Consider the following 18,200-nt stretch of genomic DNA (forward strand, 5'->3'; position numbering starts at 1 on the left):
CACCTTATTCAAACCTGTGCGATCCACTTACGATGGGTATGGATCGACATCAAAACCCCAAACGCTGACAGCAGCGTCACCAGCGAAGTTCCTCCGTAGCTAATGAACGGCAACGGCACCCCCACAACCGGCAACAGGCCACTGACCATACCGATGTTGACGAAAACGTAAACAAAAAACGTCATGGTCAGGCTGCCTGCGAGCAATTTGCCGAACAATGTCTGGGCCTGGGCGGTAATCACCAGCCCGCGGCCGATCAACAGCAGGTAAATCAGCAGCAGTGCGCAGATGCCCACCAGGCCGAATTCTTCGCCCATGACCGCAATAATGAAGTCGGTGTGGCTTTCCGGCAGGAAGTCCAGGTGCGACTGAGTACCCAGCAGCCACCCCTTGCCGAACACGCCGCCGGAACCGATGGCCGCCTTGGACTGAATGATGTTCCAGCCGGTGCCCAGCGGATCGCTCTCCGGGTCGAGGAACGTCAGGATTCGCTGCTTCTGGTAGTCGTGCATGATGAAGAACCACATCCCCACGGCCACCGGCACGGCGGCGGCAAGCACGCTGAGGATCCAGCGCCAGCGCAAACCACCCATGAACAACACGAACGCACCGCCCGCGAGAATCAGCAACGATGTGCCGAGGTCGGGCTGGCGCACGATCAGAATGAACGGCAAACCAATCAGAAACAGACTGACGCCCACATGCTTGAGCTGCGGCGGCAAGGTGCGCTTGGACAGGTACCAGGCAATCGTCGCCGGCATCAGGATTTTCATGAACTCCGAGGGCTGGAAGCGAATCACCCCGGGAATGTTGATCCAGCGCGTGGCGCCCATGGCGTTGTGGCCCATGACGTCCACCACCACCAGCAACAGCACGCCGAGCACATAACCGACCGGCACCCAACGGGCCATGAAGCGCGGTTCGAACTGGGCAATGACAATCATCGACACCAGGCCGATGCCGAACGAAGTGGCTTGCTTGGCCAGCAGATCCCAGCTTTTGCCGCTGGCCGAATACAGCACGAACAGGCTCCCGGCCGCCAGGGTCAGCAGCAGGATCAGCAGCGGGCCGTCGATGTGCATGCGTTGCAACAGCGTTGCACGACGACGCATCACATCTTCGCTGGAGAGGATGCGATCGAAATTACTCTTCACGGGCCGTAGCCTCCGCACTGATTGGGCTGGCGTATTCGGCTTTCAGTCGGCCGTCCTGGTCCAGGAGCCAGGCGTCCATGACTTGACGCACCACCGGAGCGGCAACGCCAGAACCGGACTCGCCGTTCTCGACCATCACCGACACCACGATTTGCGGGTTGTCGGCCGGCGCAAAACCGACGAACAAGGCGTGGTCGCGGTGACGTTCCTGAACCTTGGAGCGGTCGTACTTCTCGCCCTGCTTGATCGCGACCACCTGGGCCGTACCACTTTTGCCGGCAATCCGGTATTGCGCCCCGATCGATGCCTTGCGCGCCGTACCGCGCGCACCGTGCATCACCTGCTGCATGCCGTGGTTGACCTTGGTCCAGTCGGAGGGGTCGCGCAGGATGATGTCCGGCATCGGGTTTTCATCCTTCGGCCGCTCGCCTTCGACGGTCTTGGCCAGGTGCGGACGGTTCCAGACCCCTTTATTGGCCACCAGCGCCGTGGCCTGGGCCAGTTGCAGCGGCGTGGACTGCATGTAGCCCTGGCCGATCCCGAGAATCAGCGTTTCGCCCGGGAACCACGCCTGACGACGGGTCGCACGCTTCCACTCACGAGACGGCATCAACCCCGGCGACTCTTCGAACATGTCCAGGGAAACCTTCTGGCCGATCCCGAACTTGCCCATGTAGGCCGACAACCGATCGATCCCCAGCTTGTGGGCCAAGTCATAGAAGTAGGTGTCGTTGGATCGCATGATCGCCGTGTCCAGGTCCACGTAGCCGTCGCCGGTACGGTTCCAGTTACGGTATTTGTGGTCGTAGTTGGGCAGTTGGTAGTAACCAGGGTCAAAAACCCGGGTCGATGCGGTGACCACGCCCGAATCCAGACCAGCAATCGCCACCGCCGGCTTGATGGTCGAGCCCGGCGGGTACAGACCGCGCAGGACGCGGTTGAACAGCGGCCGGTCGATGGAGTCGCGCAGCTCGGAATAGGCCTTGAAGCTGATACCGGTGACGAACAGGTTCGGGTCGAAACTCGGCTGGCTGACCATCGCCAGTACTTCGCCGGTTTTCGGGTCCAGCGCCACCACCGCGCCACGACGACCGCCGAGTGCGGCTTCGGCGGCTTCCTGCAATTTGATGTCCAGGCTCAGGACGATGTCCTTGCCGGGAATCGGATCGGTACGCTTGAGCACGCGCAATACGCGGCCCCGAGCGTTGGTCTCGACTTCCTCGTAACCCACCTGACCGTGCAGCTCGGGCTCATAGAAACGCTCGATGCCGGTCTTGCCGATGTGGTGGGTGCCGCTGTAATTGACCGGGTCGAGCGACTTCAGCTCTTTCTCGTTGATTCGCCCCATGTAACCCACCGAGTGCGCAAAGTGCGCGCCCTGCGGGTAGTGACGAACCAACTGGGCGACCACTTCCACACCGGGCAGACGGAACTGGTTCACCGCGATCCGGGCGATCTGTTCTTCGGTCAGCTCAAACAGGATCGGCACCGGCTCGAACGGCCGGCGCCCCTGGCGCATGCGCTTCTCGAAGATCACCCGGTCCTCGGGCGTCAGCTCCAGCACTTCGACGATCACGTCGAGCACTTGCTGCCAGTCGCCGGAACGTTCGCGGGTCATGCTCAGGCTGAAGCTGGGCCGGTTATCGGCCACCACCACGCCATTGCGGTCGAAGATCAGCCCACGGGTGGGCGGAATCGGCTGCACATGGACGCGGTTGTTTTCCGACAGGGTCGAGTGGTACTCGTACTGAATCACCTGCAGGAAATACAGCCGCGCGATCAGCACACCAATCAGCGCCACCACCGCAATTGCCCCGAACACGACGCGGCCACGCACCAGACGGGCGTCTTTTTCGTGGTCCTTGATGCGGATCGGCTGGGACATGGGAGCAGAACTACTTGTGGTAAGGGTGGCCGGACAGAACTGTCCAGGCACGATACAGCTGTTCGCCGATCAGAATGCGCACCAGCGGGTGCGGCAACGTCAACGGCGACAACGACCAGCGCTGATCGGCCCGGGCACAGACTTCCGGCGCCAGCCCTTCGGGGCCGCCGACCATGAAATTCACCGTGCGCGAGTCCAGCCGCCAGCGATCGAGCTCGACCGCCAGCTGCTCGGTGCTCCAGGGCTTGCCGTGGACTTCGAGGGTGACAACGCGCTCGTTCGGCCCGACCTTGGCCAGCATGGCTTCGCCTTCCTGACGGATGAAGCGCGCCACGTCGGCGTTCTTGCCACGGGTGTTGAGCGGTATTTCCACCAGTTCCAGCGCCAGCTCGGACGGAAGACGCTTGGCATATTCATGCCAGCCTTCTTCCACCCACTTGGGCATGCGTGAACCGACGGCGATCAGTCGCAGTCGCACAGCGGTCCCTTATTGCTGGTCTTTGTTGAGCTTGGTGAAGTGCTCATGGGTGTTTTCCGGGCTGTGATGCGCGGCGCTGGCCGAACGGCTCTGCTCGGCACCGGCCCACAGGCGTTCCAGGTCATAGAACTGACGTGCCGAGGCGGTCATCATGTGCACGATGACATCATCCATATCCAGCAGTACCCAGTCGCTGTCGCCCTTGCCTTCTTCACCCAGCGGCTTGACGCCCTGAGCCTTGACCGCCTCGCGGACCTTATCCAGCATCGCGCCGATCTGGCGGTTGGACGTACCGGTAGCGATGATCATGAAGTCAGTGATGCTCTGCTTTTCACGAACGTCGATCACCTGGATGTCCTGGGCCTTGACGTCTTCCAGGGCCGCCACGGCAACCTTGACCAGCTCTTCGCCGGCCAGTACCACGCCGGTTTGAGCCTCTACTGGCAGCGGGGCGCTCTTGAACGTGCCTTTGCGCTTTACTTTAGTTACGTCTTTGTCAGTCATATAAAACTCGTTTTGCTCGTATGTTCGGGCGCTTCGATACACGCATTCACGTGCTTTGAAGCGCGCCCTTTTTCAGTTCGACGCACGGTAGAGACCGTGCGCATCGATGTAGGCCAGGACCGCGTCGGGCACCAGGAAACGTACCGACTTACCGCTGGCCAGCAGTTGACGGATCTGGGTGGCGGATACCGCGAGCGGCGTCTGCCAGACGAATGCAATCTGTCCGCTCGGCCCTTTGAGGGCCAGCGGGTCGCTCACCGAGCGCGCCGCCAGCAGGTTGCGCAAGGCATCCGGCGGTTCGCTGTCGGCATCCGGGCGTTGCAGCACCAGGATGTGGCAATGCTGGAGCAACTCTTCCCAGCGGTGCCAAGTGGGCAGGCCGCAAAATGCGTCCCAGCCCAAAAGTAGAAAAACCTGGTCTTGAACGGCCAGTTCGGCGCGCATCAATTCCAGGGTATCGATGGTGTAGGACGGTTTGTCCCGCTGCAATTCGCGGGCGTCCACCACCAGCGGTGCCACACCGGCCACCGCGCACTCGACCATCGCCAGACGGTCTTTGGCCGACACCTGCGGCATCCCCCGATGTGGCGGCCTGGCACTGGGTGTCAGGCGCAACTCATCAAGTGCCAGCGATTCGGCGACTTCCAGTGCACTGCGCAAATGGCCGATGTGCACCGGGTCGAACGTACCGCCCAGCATGCCAATGCGTCGAGGCGCAGGCTCGCTGGCGGTTACCGGGGCCGACGGCTTGAGGTCGCCCAAGTCAGACCGACGCCTGGCCGCGCAACTGGCCATCACCGACCACGATGTACTTCTCGCAGGTCAGTCCTTCGAGGCCCACCGGGCCGCGGGCGTGCAGCTTATCAGTAGAAATGCCAATCTCGGCACCCAATCCGTATTCGAAGCCATCGGCGAAGCACGTCGGCGTGTTGATCATCACTGACGACGAGTCGACTTCCGCCACGAAACGCCGGGTGTCCGCTAGGTTTTCGCTGACGATCGAATCGGTGTGATGGGAGCCGTACTTATTAATGTGCTCGATGGCCTGGTCCAGCCCGTCGACCACGCGGATCGAGAGGATCGGCGCCAGGTATTCGGTGTTCCAGTCTTCTTCAGTCGCGGCAACGGCATCGATGATCGCCCGGGTACGCTCGCAACCACGCAGTTCGACGCCTTTTTCGCGGAACTGGGCAGCCATCGGCGGCAGGAAATCTTTGGCAACGGTTTGATCCACCAGCAGCGTTTCCATCGCGCCGCAGATGCCATAGCGGTAAGTCTTGGCGTTGAACGCGATGCGCTGGGCTTTCGGCAGATCGGCGTGGGCACTGACGTACACGTGGCAGATGCCGTCCAGGTGCTTGATGACCGGCACGCGGGCATCGCGGCTGACCCGCTCGATCAGGCCGCGGCCGCCACGGGGCACGATGACGTCGACGTATTCAGGCATGGTGATCAGCGCGCCAACGGCAGCACGGTCGGTGGTTTCGACCACTTGCACGACGGCAGCCGGCAGATCGGCCTCGGCCAGACCGCGCTGGATGCAGGCGGCGATGGCATGGTTGGAATGAATCGCCTCGGAACCGCCACGCAGGATGGTCGCGTTACCGGACTTCAGGCACAGGCTGGCAGCATCGATAGTCACGTTCGGCCGCGACTCGTAAATGATCCCGATCACGCCCAGCGGCACGCGCATCTTGCCGACCTGGATGCCCGACGGCCGATAGCTCATGTCGCGGATCGCACCGACCGGGTCCGGCAGTGCTGCAACCTGACGCAGACCGACGATCATGCCGTCGATGCGCTCCGGGGTCAGCGCCAGACGTTCCAGCAGAGCCGGCTCCAGACCACTGGCGCGGCCGGCTGCCAGATCCAGCTCATTGGCGGCAGTCAGCTCGGCGCGTGCAGCGTCCAACGCATTGGCAGCAGCCTGCAAGGCGCGGTTTTTCTGCGCGGTGCTGGCACGGCCGATGACGCGGGAAGCTTCGCGGGCAGCGCGACCCAAACGGGTCATGTAGTCAAGAACGGACTCAGTCATTGTCTGTAGTGGTCTTTGAAGGTCTTGGTAAAGAGTAAAGCGGCAGATTATAGCTGTCGCGTCCCCCGACTAACAGCGGTGACGGGCGGATGGTCGAAATGGAGGGCAATTTGCCGACGTTCAGCCGTGATTAAGCTGCAAATTGTTATCATCACGACTCAATCAGCCCTGATAAACGCCGTTCATCATGTCCAACCTGACTGTTCGTGCGTCCACTGCGAGCCTGCCCACCGGGCTCCCGGACGCGTTTTTCGACCGCGACGCCCAACTGCTGGCCCGGGATTTATTGGGTAAAGTCATCCGTCACCGGGTCGGCGACCTGTGGCTCAGCGCCCGGATCATCGAAACCGAAGCGTATTACTTCGAAGAAAAAGGCAGCCACGCCTCCCTCGGTTACACAGAAAAACGTAAGGCTTTGTTTCTGGATGGCGGCCACATCTATATGTATTACGCCCGGGGCGGCGATTCCCTGAACTTCAGCGCCAAAGGTCCGGGCAATGCGGTGCTGATCAAATCCGCCTACCCGTGGGTCGATGAGTTGAGCGGGCCGGCGAGCCTGGCGCAGATGTTGTTGAACAACCCGGATGCTCAGGGCCGCCCTCGCCCGTCGCAAAAGCTGTGCGCCGGGCAAACGTTGCTGTGCAAGGCCATGGGCTTGAAAGTGCCGGCCTGGGACGCCAAGCGTTTCGATCATGAAGTGCTGCTGGTGGAAGATGTCGGCCCGCCGCCAAGCCACATCATCCAGACCACGCGACTGGGCATTCCCCATGGGCGCGATGAACATTTGATGTACCGCTTCGTGGATGCGGCTTACGCGCCATATTGCACGCGGAACCCGCTGCGACGGGGGCAGGTCGAAGGTCGCGACTACTTTTTGCTCACCTGAGCAATGAAGATCCAATGTGGGAGCGAGACCGGCTTGCCGGCGATAGCGGAGTGTCAGGCGACATCACCTTCGACTGAAACTCCGCGGTCTCGCTCCCACAGGGGTCCTGTAGTGTTTTGAAGAGTGCGTTCGGCCCGTGGGCCAATTGATTATTCGATGGAGTTGTTTTTATGGGCCCATGGCTCGATAGCGTGACCGGTTGGTTGACGGTCAACCCGCAATGGCTGGCCGCGGCGGTGTTCATAGTGGCCTTCGTCGAATGCCTGGCGATTGCCGGGCTGATCGTGCCCGGCACGGTGTTGCTGTTTGCCGTAGCAGTATTGGCCGGCAGTGGCGCGCTATCACTGAGCGAAACACTGCTGCTGGGATTCGTCGCCGGCGTGTTGGGCGACATCGTTTCGTACTTCGTCGGACGACATTTCCACCAGAACATCCGACGCCTGCCTGGACTACGCCATCATCCGGAATGGATCGCCGGGGCCGAGGCGTATTTCCAGCGCTATGGCATCGCCAGCCTGTTGGTCGGACGCTTCATCGGTCCGCTGCGACCCATGCTGCCGATGGTCGCCGGGATGTTCGACATGCCCTTCCCGCGCTTCGCCGCCGTCAGCCTGCTGGCCGCCGCCGGCTGGAGCGTCGCTTATCTGCTGCCCGGCTGGGCCACGGGCGCGGCGATTCGCTTGCCATTGCCGGAGGGCTTCTGGCCTGAAGCGGGAATCGTCGCCGGCAGTATCGCGGTGATGGTGGGCTTGAGCGTGACCAGCAGTCTGCGTCGACATCGCAAGGCGACGGTGCTGATTACGGGGATGAGTTTTCTGATTCTGGCGGGACTGTTTATCGGCTACCCGCACCTGAGCGCGCTCGATCAGGGGCTGATGACGCTGGTGCAGGAACACCGCAGCCCGATGCTCGATGAGGTGGCCGTCACCTTCACGCTGATCGGTGAGTTTCGCAACATGCTGATTTTCAGCACGCTGCTGACAGTTTTGCTGCTGCTCACCCGCCAATGGCGACAGGCAATTTTTGCCGGTAGTACGCTGCTTTGCACCGCACTCGGCAACACCTTCACCAAACAGTTTTTCGCCCGTGTACGCCCGGAAGTGCTGAGCGACCCGCTGACCAGCTACAGCATGCCGAGTGGTCACGCCTCCGGCTCCTTTGCGCTGTTTCTGACCCTTGCCGTTCTCGCCGGTCGCGGACAGCCGCCCCGGATGCGCCTGACGTGGCTGCTGGTCGGTTGCATACCTGCGCTGTCGATTGCGCTTTCGCGGGTGTACCTGGGCGCGCACTGGCCGACCGATGTGCTGGCTGGCGCAATGCTGGCGGCGTGCGTGTGTGCGGCGAGCCTGTGGCTGAGTCAGCGCCAGGCACCGCTCAACGCCATGCCGCCCAAAGTCTGGTGGTTGGTGCTGCCGGCGCTGGTGGCGCTGTTCGGGTTCTTTGCGTTGCGGCATTTGCCGCATGCGATGTTGAGATATGCCTATTGAAGGTCAAAAGATCGCAGCCTGCGGCAGCTCCTACAGGTGTACACCTTACCCGTGCAGGAGCTGCCGCAGGCTGCGATCTTTTAGCGTTCGTCAGGCGAACAACTCACCCTGCAACTCGTCCAGCAGCGCCTGAATCGCATCCAGTCGCTGCTGCGGGTCATCGAGTTGCAGCAGATCAATCTTGTCCACCTCGGCAAATGGCAACAGGTACGCCAGCTGATTGGCCAGTGACTGCTGCCCGGTGGCTTCGGTACCCATGTTCAACGCTTCGACCATCGGGTGTTCGGCCAGAGCCTTGAGCAGTGCGACCAGATCGGCGTCTTCATCCTGCAACGGTTGCTCTGGTTCGTCCTCCAACCACTCGACATCAGCGACGGTCAACTGATCGCGTTGAACCTCGGTGCGCAACACGTGGAATCGCCGGCCACCCTGAACCCGAATGCCCAGCAGTCCATTGTCCTGCTGCTTGAAATCGGTGATCAGCGCTTCACACCCCACCAGCGCATAACCCGCCGGAGCGATGCCGACTTCTTCGCCGTCGAGGATGCACACCACGCCGAAGCCGCCACCTTGTTTCATGCAGCGACCGATCATGTCCAGGTAGCGCGCCTCGAAGATCTGCAAGTCGAGGATGCAACCAGGAAACAGCACCGTGTTCAGCGGGAAAAGCGGCAAGCTCATAGACATTTCCTTACACCACCATCGACACCGCCAACGGCAGGAAAACCGCCGTGGCCACGCCCATCAGACTCATTGCCAGCGCCGCAAAGGCACCGCATTCTTCACTTTCCTGCATCGCCACCGCCGTGCCGACCGCGTGGGCGGTCATGCCCAGCGCCATACCGCGCGCCTCGGGACTGTGAACACCGAGCCGGGTCAACAGGCTCGGTCCGAAGATCGCCCCGATCACGCCGGTGATCAATACGAATACCGCCGCCAGCGCCGCAACACCACCGATCTGCTCGGCCACCAGCATGGCAATCGGCGACGTCACCGACTTCGGCGCCATGGTCATCAGGATCATGTGCTCGGCCCCGAACCACCAGCCCAGCAACACACCCATACTCGTGGCAACCACCCCGCCTATCACCAGCGTAGTAAATATCGGCCAGAACAACTGCCGAATCCGTCGCAGGTTGAGGTAAAGCGGCACGGCCAGCGCAACAGTGGCCGGGCCGAGCAGGATGCTGAGGATCTCGGTGCTCTTGCGGTACTCGGCGTAAGTCAGGCCGCAACCGACCAACACCCCGATCACCAGCAGCATGGACACCAGCACCGGCTGCAGAAAGATCCAGCGGGTTTTCTCGAACGCCGCCAGCACCAATTGATACGCGCCCAGGGTAACGCCGATGCCGAACAACGGATGGTGAATCACCGACGTCCAGGCGCCGTGCCAGTCAAGGATCATTGGCCGTCCTCAGGGTGAGCGTGACGCTTGATCATTCGCTGCATCAGCACGCCAGCAAACGCCAGGGACAGCAGCAACGACAGCACCAGCGCGCCGACAATGGCCCAGAAATCCGCCGCGATGTCGGCGGCGTAAACCATCACACCCACGGCCGGCGGCACCAGCAACAATGGCAGGTAGCGCAGCAGACTGCTGGCCGCCAGGTTCAGCGGTTCGCCGACCTGGCCGCGCGAAATCAGGTACACCAGCAGCAACAGCAGGCCAATGATCGGCCCGGGCAGCACCGGCAAAAACAAATGGTTGATGGCGGTGCCCAGCAATTGGAACAGCACCAGCCAGGTCAGGCCACGTAACAACATCCATCCTCTCCCGCAAAAAGTCGCTGGGCATTATAAGCATGCCGACGCTATAGACCGGCATTCGCCAAAAGCATGGTCGGTTGACCGGAGCAATTTGCCATGTTGATCTAAAGTGGTAATCCGGGAGGTCAAATCCCCCCACCTCAAAACTATAAAACCGATGAACCCAAGGAGAGTCTCAATGCTCTATGTTCCCGTTGCAGAGCTCAAAGATTATGTCGGCAAGGAACTTGGACGTTCCGAATGGCTCACCATCGATCAGGAGCGCATCAACCTGTTCGCCGAAGCCACAGGGGATTACCAGTTCATCCACGTCGACCCGGTCAAAGCCGCGCAAACGCCATTTGGCAGCACCATTGCACACGGTTTCCTGTCGCTGTCGCTGATCCCCAAACTGATGGAAGACATCCTGATCCTGCCTGAAGGGGCAAAGATGGTGGTCAACTATGGTCTGGATAGCGTGCGTTTCATCCAGCCAGTGAAGGTCAATTCCAGGGTTCGCCTCAAGGTCGACATGAACGAAGTCACCGAGAAGAAACCCGGCCAATGGCTGCTCAAAGCCACCGCCACCCTGGAAATCGAAGGCTCGGACAAACCGGCGTATATCGCCGAACCGCTGTCCCTCTGCTTCGTGTAAACCATCCCGGATGCGAAGCAGCTCATGCTGTTTCGCGCCCCCTCTCTATTTATAAGCCATAGAGCTGCGGCATACTCGGTCGCCTAATTGCCCGGATCCCGCTATGCGCTCACTTGCACTCCTCGCCTTGACCCTATTGCTCACCGCTTGCGGCGACGGCGAATCGCTGTTGCCTCCCGACGCCCGCCTGCCGGACGGCGGACGCTATCGCGGAGAACTGGTGGACGGTTTGCTGCAAGGCCAGGGCCGCGTCGATTACCCGAACGGCAGCTGGTACGCCGGCAGTTTCGACAAGGGCCAATGGCATGGCCAGGGCGAATGGCACGGCAGCAACGGCGAGGTTTATCGCGGGGAATTCAACCAGGGGCTGTTCGACGGCAAGGGCACGCTGACCACCAGCGGCAGCAGCTTCACCGGCAGTTTCAAGGCCGGTCGACGGGACGGTGAAGGCACCCTCAAAGAAGGCGGCATGACCTACCGCGGTGAATTCAAGGCCGATCAATATTCAGGGCTCGGTCGTCTGGAACTCGATGACGGCAGCTCGTATCAGGGCCAGTTCGCCCACGGCAAACCCAACGGTGAAGGCCAACGCGGCGATGCCAGCGGCAATCAGTTCACCGGGCATTTCAAAGACGGCCAGCTGGAAGGCAACGGGACATTCAACAGCGCCGATGGCGATATCTACGTCGGCGGTTTCAAGAACAATCAACTGCACGGCAAGGGCCGCTACGAAAATGCCGACGGCGATGTCTGGCTCGGTCAGTTCAAGGAAGGTTCGCTGAACGGCAAAGGCGAGATGATCGGCGCCGATGGCAGCCACTACACCGGCCAGTTCAGCGACTGGCGATTCACCGGCCAGGGCCGCTTGAACCTGCCTGATGGCAGTTTCTACATCGGCCAGTTCGACGGCGACAATTACAACGGCCGCGGCACGCTGGTGCTGACCGATGGCACGGTGTTGAGCGGCACCTGGATCAACGGCCAGCGAGTGCGCGACGCCGACGGCAAGCTGCTGCCCGATACCCTCGAACTCGGCTTGCTGGCCCAGGGCCGCCTGCTCGAAGACGCACTGGCCAACGTGCCCGCCTCGACCCCGGCGATCGAGCTGTACACCTTGACGGTTGGCGGCGATGGCAAGCAGAGCGTGTTCCTGCGCGAATCCGATTACGTCAGCAACATGCTCACCAGCCGCTTCGGCGCCTTCGGCCAGATCCGACTGGTGAACCATCGTGACCACCTCGTCGACCGCCCGATGGCCACCCGGGAAAACCTGCGCCGCGCGGCCCTGACCCTGGCCGAACGCAGCGGCCCGGAAGATTTGATCTTCATCTACATGACGAGCCACGGCACCAGCGAACACGAACTGGTGCTCGATCAGCCACGCATGGAACTGGCAGACCTGCCCGCCGACGAGCTCGCCGCAGTGCTCGCCCCGCTGAAAAACCGCGACAAGATCATCGTGATTTCGTCCTGCTACTCAGGCGGTTTCATCCCCGCACTGAAAGACGAGCGCACCCTGATCATGACCGCCTCGCGAGCGGACCGGGTGTCCTTCGGCTGCTCTGAAGAAGCCAACTTCACTTACTTTGGTGACGCCTTGTTCGCCCAGGCGCTGAACCAGACCGACGATCTGGAGCAAGCCTTCAAGCTGGCCAAGGCCACCGTGGCCGAGCGCGAACTGGCGGACGGCTTCGAAGCCTCCGAGCCGCAGATCTGGGCACCGAAAACCGTCCTCTCCCACTGGCTGCTGTTACGCAAACAGCAGGCACGAAAAGCACTACAAAGTGTCTCTATCAACAGCAAGGACGCAAAGAGCAACTAAGCTGAATAGTATCAAGGGGGAAACACTATGTACTTGACGCCTCAGCACGTATTGCTTGCCGGAGCTACCGGCTTGACCGGTGAGCATTTGCTTGATCGCCTGCTCAACGAGCCAACGATTTCACGGGTGCTGGCCCCCTCACGCCGGCCACTGGCCGAACACCCCCACCTTGAAAACCCGGTCGGCGACCCGGCGGTGTTTCTACCGCAATTGAACGGTCGCGTCGACATCGCCTACTGCTGCCTCGGCACCACGATCAAACAGGCTGGCTCGGAACAGGCGTTCCGCGCAGTCGACCTGGACATGGTGGTGGCCTTCGCCAAACGGGCGCGGGAAATGGGTGCGCGGCACCTGATCGTGATCAGTGCCCTAGGCGCTGATCGGAGATCCTCGATTTTCTACAACCGGGTCAAAGGCGAGATGGAATACGCATTGCGCGCGCAAGACTGGCCGCAGCTGACCATTTGCCGACCTTCGCTGTTGCTGGGCGATCGCCTTGAACCGCGCTTGACCGAACAATTCGCCGGTCCGTTGTCCCGCTTGATCCCCGGTAAATACCGCGGCATCGAAGCCTGCCACCTGGCCCGCGCCATGTGGCGACTGGCGCTGGAAGAGCAGGACGGGGTGCGGATTGTTGAGTCGGATGAGTTGCGTAAGCTTGGTAAATAAGATCAAAAGATCGCAGCCTTCGGCAGCTCCTACAGTGCAGCGTGCAGAACTGTAGGAGCTGCCGAAGGCTGCGATCCTTTGCTTTTTACAATCCGCCAGTCGCCTGAAAACTGACCCCGATCACCGTGAGCAACGACAACGGCAACAGCAGCGTGTCGAGCAACGCGCTGGCCGGCAGGTCGACGCCGGGATAACTCGGTGCTTCCGCGCCAAAGCGATCCATGGCGCAGCAACCGCCGTTCATGGCATACAAATCCAGCCGGGTTCCGGCGTACACCACCGGCGCCCCAGGTTTGGCGGCATCGAGCGTGCGCGCCGTGGCGCAGCCCGCCAATTGCAGCGCCAACACCATAATCAGCAGCTTATTCATCGCTGGTCAGATGGTGTTCGCCCCAACGCGGCAGCATATCCTGGGGAATGTTCAGCAGATTGAGAATCCGCGCCACGACGAAGTCGATCAGGTCATCGATGGTTTGCGGCTGATGATAGAAGCCCGGCGACGCCGGCAAAATCGTCACGCCCATGTTCGACAACTTGAGCATGTTCTCCAGATGGATGCTCGAATACGGCGCCTCGCGCGGCACCAGAATCAACTGGCGGCGCTCCTTCAACGTGACATCGGCGGCACGCTCGATCAGGTTGTTGCAGGCGCCCGTCGCGATGGCCGACAAAGTCCCGGTGGAACACGGCACCACCACCATCGCGGCTGGAGAACCAGAACCCGAGGCCACCGGCGACATCCAGTCTTCCTTGCCATACACACGAATCTGCCCAGCGGCAGCGCCGGTGTATTCCGTGAGGAAGGCCTGCATCATCTGGGTTTTCGGCGGCAACGAAACGTCGGTCTCGGTGGCCATGACCAGTTGCGCAGCCTTGGAGATCAGGAAGTGCACCTCGCGGTCTTCGCGTATCAGGCAGTCCAGCAGGCGCAAACCATACTGGGCGCCTGATGCGCCGGTCATCGCCAGCGTGATGCGTTCCGGGCCATTGTTCATTGCAGCGCCTCGGCGAGTTTGCCATGCAGGCCGCCGAAGCCGCCGTTGCTCATGATCACCACGTGGGTGCCGGGCTGGGCCTGGCTCTTCACGCGCTCGATGATGCCTTCCAGGGAATCGCTGACAATCGACGGCACCGTGCACAACGCAGCGGTCGCGCCCAGGTCCCAACCGAGGTTGGCCGGCGCGTACCAGATCACCTGATCGGCATCGACCACGCTTTCCGGCAAGCCGTCGCGGTGAGCGCCGAGCTTCATGGAGTTGGAGCGCGGCTCGATGATCGCGATCAACGGTGCGTCGCCGATGCGTTTGCGCAGGCCGTCGAGGGTGGTGGCGATGGCGGTCGGGTGGTGGGCGAAATCGTCATAGATGGTGATGCCACGGACTTCCGCGACTTTCTCCATCCGGCGCTTCACGCTTTTGAATGCACTCAGCGCAGCGATGCCCATCGACGGCACAACACCGACATGGCGCGCAGCCGCCAAGGTAGCCAGGGCGTTGGCGACGTTGTGCTGACCGGTCATGTCCCACTCGACCACGCCCTGTGCAACACCTTCAAACATCACTTCGAATGTCGAACCGTCTTCGCTCAGCAGTTTGACCTGCCACTGACCGCCGGCACCGGTGGTTTGCACCGGAGTCCAGCAGCCCATCTCGATGACGCGCTGCAACGCCGGTTCGGTGGTCGGATGGATCACCAGGCCTTCGCTCGGAATGGTCCGCACCAAGTGGTGGAACTGCCGCTCGATGGCGGGCAGATCGGGGAAGATGTCGGCGTGATCGTATTCCAGGTTGTTCAGGATCGCCGTGCGAGGGCGGTAGTGAACGAACTTGGAGCGCTTGTCGAAGAAGGCGCTGTCGTACTCGTCGGCTTCGATCACAAAGAACGGTGTGTCACCCAGACGCGCGGACACCGAGAAATTCTGCGGCACGCCGCCGATCAGGAAACCCGGGCTCATGCCCGCGTATTCCAGGACCCAGGCGAGCATGCTGCTGGTGGTGGTTTTGCCATGAGTGCCGGCGACGGCCAGCACCCAGCGACCTTGCAGCACGTGATCGGCCAGCCATTGCGGGCCGGAGACGTACGGCAGGCCTTTATTCAGGACGTATTCGACGGCCGGGTTGCCGCGGGACATGGCGTTGCCGACGACCACCAGGTCGGGGGCCGGATCGAGCTGCGCCGGGTCGTAGCCCTGGGTCAACTCAATACCCTGAGCCTCGAGTTGAGTGCTCATCGGCGGATAGACGTTGGCATCGGAGCCGGTCACGTGATGGCCCAGCTCTTTGGCCAGAACCGCCATCGAACCCATAAAAGTGCCGCAGATACCAAGAATATGAATGTGCATAGTCGACCTCGTAAAACATGGCCGCAGGTTAGCCTAGGGAGGCGAAAATCGCACCTTGTGTTTCGACTTGAGGACGCCATCGCGAGCAGGCTCGCTCCCACAGTGGATCAGCGGTGTTCACATAATGTGTGTTCGCTGAAGATCTATGTGGGAGCGAGCCTGCTCGCGAATGGCCGCGACACGGTTTACCGGGCAATCCCGTGTTTACGCAGCTTTCTATAAAGCGTGTTACGGCTGACACCGAGTTGTTCAGCCGTGTTAGTCATATGCCAACGCGTTTGCTCCAGCGCATTCAGCAACGCCAACCGCTCAGCATCATCCAGCGGATGCTCGGACGGCTCTTCAACGGCCACAACCGGAACCGGCCACGCCTGACGAATCATCGCCGGCAAATCCTCCAGCCCGATCCGCCCGCCATCACACAACGCCGCCAACGTGCGCAACACATTACGTAACTGCCGCACGTTTCCCGGCCAGGCAAAATCCAGCAACGCCTGCCGCGCCGGCCCGTCGATCAGCACCGTTTCCCCGCCCGCCTCTTCCGCCAGCAAAAAGTCGAGCAACTGGGATTTATCACTGCGATCACGCAACGCCGGCAACGCGACTTCCAGCCCGTTGAGCCGGTAATACAAATCCTCGCGGAAGCTGCCGTCCTGCACCCGCTCCAGTAAATTACGGTGAGTGGCGCTGATAATTCGTACGTTGACCGCCTCCGGTTCGCCACCAATCGGCACCACCTGACGATCTTCCAGCACCCTTAATAGCCGAGTCTGCAAGGCCAGCGGCATGTCACCGATTTCATCGAGGAACAACGTCCCGCCATCGGCCTGCTGCAACTTGCCGCGCATGCCTTCCTTGCGCGCGCCGGTGAAGCTGCCGCCGCGATAGCCGAACAACTCACTCTCGATCAGGCTTTCGGGGATGGCCGCGCAATTGAGCGCCACAAAGGCTTTTTCTGCCCGCTGACTGGCGTGATGCACGGCTTTGGCGAAGGCCTCTTTGCCAGACCCGGTTTCGCCATTGATCAGCAGCGGCACGTCCCGCTCGAAGACCCGCAGGGACTTGCGGAAATCCTCCTGCAACCCTGTGTCGCCCAGACAAATGCCCGACAGGCGCGAAGGTTCGGCATTCACCGGGCGTTGCACCACCGGCACCGGAATGCTGCGCGGCTGGCCCCGCAACACGGCAAACAGACTTCGCCCGTCACGGGTACGCAGCGGCCAACTGGCGCTGGCGTTGACGCTCGCACGGCCGAGCAACTCGTCCAGCGAGCAGTCGAAAAACGCTTCCACCGGTTTGCCCAACAGCCCGCCGCGAACGTGTCCCAGCAGGTTCAGCGCACTCTGGTTGACCGCGCGGATCCGCCCTTCCCCATCGAATGCCAGCAATCCTTCGCTGAACAGCCCCACGGATTCGGCCTGCAAATGAAAACGCAGCAACCATTGATTGTCGAAGTAACGCAGGAAATAGCAGCTCTCGATCATCTTCGCCGAAAGATTGACCAGGGCCATGGTGTGGAACTGACTCTGGCGCGAGACATCGTGCCGCGCCGAGGACACGTCGAGCACCGCCAACAGTTCGCCGTGCGGGTCGAACACCGGGCTCGCCGAGCAGGTCAGGCCGGTGTGGCGGCCGCGAAAGTGTTCGTCCTGGTGGATCGTCAGGGACTGACGCTCCACCAGACAAGTACCGATACCGTTGGTGCCTTCGCAGGCCTCGCTCCAGTCGGCGCCGAGCCAGAGGCCCGCGCGCTCGAAAATCTTCCGTTCGGCGGGGGCGGTGACACAGTTGAGGATTACACCGCGAGCGTCGGTCAACAGCACTGCGTGGCCGGTGCCGGAGAGTTGTTGATGCAGGCTGGCCATTTCGTTGCCGGCGATGTGCAGCACTTGCTGCAGGCGTTCGCGGCTTTCCAGGACACGACCATGTTCCAGCACCGTCGGCGCCATGGTCAGGGCCGGGTCGAGGTGATAGTCCTCAAGACAACGCAGCCAGGAACGGGCAATGGACGGATCGCTGCCGGGACCGTGCAGATGGGATTTTCCCTGGGTCACGGTCAACACTTGCTGGGCATGGCGACTCAAATGGTTGTCGTGCATTTCTTATTATTCTCCCCGAGCGGTTTACCCCGCCCATGTTGTGCCGAGCATCCTCCAGCCTGGCCTGCATTGCAATGCTGGCAAGACCGCCCGGTCACAGGCTGTGCCACAACCGGTACAAAATGTCACTAGGACTGTACCGAAAGCGTCACAGGCGCCGCCCGCCCGTCCGACAAAAATCACGCAAGACCTTGATTTGCCTGACCTGCAAGGCAGTGGCCCGACCTTTGCTCTACGCTTATAGCAAGCGCACATGCGCTCTCCGCAGGATCGGCACGAAAACTCGCCGAGCGGCGATCAGGCAAGGCAAAAACAGGCGAGGAAGCGGAGTGTAGGGGACCTACATGAGCATTCCGAGCCTGTTTTTAACGCAGCATGATCGTCGCGCAGGCAGTTTGCGTGCTGATCCTTATAAGTACAAAAGCCAAGGAGAAAT

The 18,200-nt window shown here is 61.4% G+C and carries 18 protein-coding genes; 5 read left to right on the plus strand and 13 right to left on the minus strand.

The genetic code is table 11. The features are described from left to right. Positions 1-8: 8 nt before the first annotated feature. From rodA to ACYZUD_RS19620, 6 genes are all read right to left on the minus strand, one after another. Positions 9-1,112, minus strand: a complete 1,104-nt coding sequence (gene rodA / locus ACYZUD_RS19595) for a rod shape-determining protein RodA (RefSeq protein ID WP_461954335.1) — start codon at positions 1,110-1,112, stop codon at positions 9-11. A gap of 31 nt (positions 1,113-1,143) precedes the next feature. Next, positions 1,144-3,039, minus strand: a complete 1,896-nt coding sequence (mrdA, locus tag ACYZUD_RS19600; protein ID WP_462019755.1) for a penicillin-binding protein 2 — start codon at positions 3,037-3,039, stop codon at positions 1,144-1,146. A gap of 10 nt (positions 3,040-3,049) precedes the next feature. Continuing rightward, the gene (rlmH, locus tag ACYZUD_RS19605; RefSeq protein ID WP_007937439.1) at positions 3,050-3,517 is read right to left on the minus strand and encodes a 23S rRNA (pseudouridine(1915)-N(3))-methyltransferase RlmH; all 468 of its coding nucleotides are present in this window, start codon (positions 3,515-3,517) and stop codon (positions 3,050-3,052) included. Between the two features lie 9 nt (positions 3,518-3,526). Next, positions 3,527-4,021 carry a ribosome silencing factor gene (rsfS, locus tag ACYZUD_RS19610; RefSeq protein ID WP_462019756.1) on the minus strand — a complete coding sequence of 165 codons (495 nt, stop codon included), beginning with the start codon at positions 4,019-4,021 and terminating at the stop codon, positions 3,527-3,529. A 72-nt stretch (positions 4,022-4,093) separates the two neighbouring features. Beyond that, entirely contained in the window at positions 4,094-4,783 is a 690-nt protein-coding gene (nadD, locus tag ACYZUD_RS19615; RefSeq protein WP_462019757.1) for a nicotinate-nucleotide adenylyltransferase, read from the minus strand. Between the two features lies 1 nt (position 4,784). Next, positions 4,785-6,056, minus strand: a complete 1,272-nt coding sequence (locus tag ACYZUD_RS19620) for a glutamate-5-semialdehyde dehydrogenase (RefSeq protein WP_462019758.1) — start codon at positions 6,054-6,056, stop codon at positions 4,785-4,787. Between the two features lie 187 nt (positions 6,057-6,243). Between ACYZUD_RS19620 and ACYZUD_RS19625 the strand changes: the two genes are divergently transcribed. Continuing rightward, positions 6,244-6,942: a DNA-3-methyladenine glycosylase gene (locus ACYZUD_RS19625; protein WP_462019759.1), complete on the plus strand. Its 699-nt coding sequence runs from the start codon at positions 6,244-6,246 to the stop codon at positions 6,940-6,942. A 170-nt stretch (positions 6,943-7,112) separates the two neighbouring features. Then, positions 7,113-8,429, plus strand: coding sequence for a bifunctional DedA family/phosphatase PAP2 family protein (locus ACYZUD_RS19630; RefSeq protein WP_462019760.1), 1,317 nt, complete (start codon positions 7,113-7,115; stop codon positions 8,427-8,429). A 90-nt stretch (positions 8,430-8,519) separates the two neighbouring features. Here the strand turns inward: ACYZUD_RS19630 and ACYZUD_RS19635 are convergent, their stop codons facing one another. Genes ACYZUD_RS19635 through ACYZUD_RS19645 form a run of 3 tightly spaced genes read right to left on the minus strand, consistent with a single transcriptional unit; the run spans position 8,520 to position 10,196 of the window. After that, positions 8,520-9,110, minus strand: a complete 591-nt coding sequence (locus ACYZUD_RS19635) for an LON peptidase substrate-binding domain-containing protein (RefSeq protein WP_007946676.1) — start codon at positions 9,108-9,110, stop codon at positions 8,520-8,522. A 10-nt stretch (positions 9,111-9,120) separates the two neighbouring features. Next, positions 9,121-9,837, minus strand: a complete 717-nt coding sequence (locus ACYZUD_RS19640; RefSeq protein ID WP_462019761.1) for an LrgB family protein — start codon at positions 9,835-9,837, stop codon at positions 9,121-9,123. Continuing rightward, on the minus strand, positions 9,834-10,196 hold the full coding sequence (locus ACYZUD_RS19645; protein WP_462019762.1) for a CidA/LrgA family protein: 363 nt from the start codon (positions 10,194-10,196) through the stop codon (positions 9,834-9,836). Before ACYZUD_RS19645 ends, ACYZUD_RS19640 begins: the two co-directional genes overlap by 4 nt. A 181-nt stretch (positions 10,197-10,377) precedes the next feature. Here ACYZUD_RS19645 and ACYZUD_RS19650 point away from each other — a divergent pair, with 181 nt between their 5' ends. The 3 genes from ACYZUD_RS19650 to ACYZUD_RS19660 all read left to right on the plus strand — a co-directional run bounded on the left by ACYZUD_RS19650 (position 10,378) and on the right by ACYZUD_RS19660 (position 13,324). Next, positions 10,378-10,833 carry a MaoC family dehydratase gene (locus ACYZUD_RS19650; protein ID WP_462019763.1) on the plus strand — a complete coding sequence of 152 codons (456 nt, stop codon included), beginning with the start codon at positions 10,378-10,380 and terminating at the stop codon, positions 10,831-10,833. 103 nt (positions 10,834-10,936) lie between these two features. After that, the gene (locus tag ACYZUD_RS19655; RefSeq protein ID WP_462019764.1) at positions 10,937-12,655 is read left to right on the plus strand and encodes a C13 family peptidase; all 1,719 of its coding nucleotides are present in this window, start codon (positions 10,937-10,939) and stop codon (positions 12,653-12,655) included. A gap of 27 nt (positions 12,656-12,682) precedes the next feature. Next, complete coding sequence (locus tag ACYZUD_RS19660) at positions 12,683-13,324, plus strand: oxidoreductase (RefSeq protein WP_462019765.1); 642 nt, start codon at positions 12,683-12,685, stop codon at positions 13,322-13,324. Between the two features lie 85 nt (positions 13,325-13,409). On the opposite strand, the gene ACYZUD_RS19665 is transcribed toward ACYZUD_RS19660, so the two are convergent. The 4 genes from ACYZUD_RS19665 to ACYZUD_RS19680 form a co-directional block, all read right to left on the minus strand. Further along, on the minus strand, positions 13,410-13,694 hold the full coding sequence (locus ACYZUD_RS19665; RefSeq protein ID WP_462019766.1) for a YceK/YidQ family lipoprotein: 285 nt from the start codon (positions 13,692-13,694) through the stop codon (positions 13,410-13,412). Then, the gene (gene ubiX, locus ACYZUD_RS19670; protein ID WP_462019767.1) at positions 13,687-14,319 is read right to left on the minus strand and encodes a flavin prenyltransferase UbiX; all 633 of its coding nucleotides are present in this window, start codon (positions 14,317-14,319) and stop codon (positions 13,687-13,689) included. The genes ACYZUD_RS19665 and ubiX overlap by 8 nt, the downstream gene beginning before the upstream one ends. Then, positions 14,316-15,665 carry a UDP-N-acetylmuramate:L-alanyl-gamma-D-glutamyl-meso-diaminopimelate ligase gene (mpl, locus tag ACYZUD_RS19675; RefSeq protein WP_462019768.1) on the minus strand — a complete coding sequence of 450 codons (1,350 nt, stop codon included), beginning with the start codon at positions 15,663-15,665 and terminating at the stop codon, positions 14,316-14,318. The genes ubiX and mpl overlap by 4 nt, the downstream gene beginning before the upstream one ends. Positions 15,666-15,850: 185 nt before the next feature. Continuing rightward, entirely contained in the window at positions 15,851-17,764 is a 1,914-nt protein-coding gene (locus ACYZUD_RS19680; RefSeq protein ID WP_462019769.1) for a sigma-54-dependent Fis family transcriptional regulator, read from the minus strand. Positions 17,765-18,200 lie beyond the last annotated feature (436 nt).

It is taken from the genome of Pseudomonas sp. XS1P51 (assembly GCF_054897845.1).

What these genes read in the sequence shown, in the direction of transcription:
- ACYZUD_RS19620 (WP_462019758.1), bottom strand. Translation starts at nt 6,056, where the DNA reads ATGACTGAGTCCGTTCTTGACTACATGACCCGTTTGGGTCGCGCTGCC.
- mrdA (WP_462019755.1), bottom strand. Translation starts at nt 3,039, where the DNA reads ATGTCCCAGCCGATCCGCATCAAGGACCACGAAAAAGACGCCCGTCTG.
- ACYZUD_RS19655 (WP_462019764.1), top strand. Translation starts at nt 10,937, where the DNA reads ATGCGCTCACTTGCACTCCTCGCCTTGACCCTATTGCTCACCGCTTGC.
- ubiX (WP_462019767.1), bottom strand. Translation starts at nt 14,319, where the DNA reads ATGAACAATGGCCCGGAACGCATCACGCTGGCGATGACCGGCGCATCA.
- ACYZUD_RS19665 (WP_462019766.1), bottom strand. Translation starts at nt 13,694, where the DNA reads ATGAATAAGCTGCTGATTATGGTGTTGGCGCTGCAATTGGCGGGCTGC.
- ACYZUD_RS19630 (WP_462019760.1), top strand. Translation starts at nt 7,113, where the DNA reads ATGGGCCCATGGCTCGATAGCGTGACCGGTTGGTTGACGGTCAACCCG.
- ACYZUD_RS19660 (WP_462019765.1), top strand. Translation starts at nt 12,683, where the DNA reads ATGTACTTGACGCCTCAGCACGTATTGCTTGCCGGAGCTACCGGCTTG.
- ACYZUD_RS19625 (WP_462019759.1), top strand. Translation starts at nt 6,244, where the DNA reads ATGTCCAACCTGACTGTTCGTGCGTCCACTGCGAGCCTGCCCACCGGG.
- ACYZUD_RS19650 (WP_462019763.1), top strand. Translation starts at nt 10,378, where the DNA reads ATGCTCTATGTTCCCGTTGCAGAGCTCAAAGATTATGTCGGCAAGGAA.
- ACYZUD_RS19640 (WP_462019761.1), bottom strand. Translation starts at nt 9,837, where the DNA reads ATGATCCTTGACTGGCACGGCGCCTGGACGTCGGTGATTCACCATCCG.
- ACYZUD_RS19645 (WP_462019762.1), bottom strand. Translation starts at nt 10,196, where the DNA reads ATGTTGTTACGTGGCCTGACCTGGCTGGTGCTGTTCCAATTGCTGGGC.
- rsfS (WP_462019756.1), bottom strand. Translation starts at nt 4,021, where the DNA reads ATGACTGACAAAGACGTAACTAAAGTAAAGCGCAAAGGCACGTTCAAG.
- mpl (WP_462019768.1), bottom strand. Translation starts at nt 15,665, where the DNA reads ATGCACATTCATATTCTTGGTATCTGCGGCACTTTTATGGGTTCGATG.
- rodA (WP_461954335.1), bottom strand. Translation starts at nt 1,112, where the DNA reads ATGCGTCGTCGTGCAACGCTGTTGCAACGCATGCACATCGACGGCCCG.
- ACYZUD_RS19635 (WP_007946676.1), bottom strand. Translation starts at nt 9,110, where the DNA reads ATGAGCTTGCCGCTTTTCCCGCTGAACACGGTGCTGTTTCCTGGTTGC.
- ACYZUD_RS19680 (WP_462019769.1), bottom strand. Translation starts at nt 17,764, where the DNA reads ATGCACGACAACCATTTGAGTCGCCATGCCCAGCAAGTGTTGACCGTG.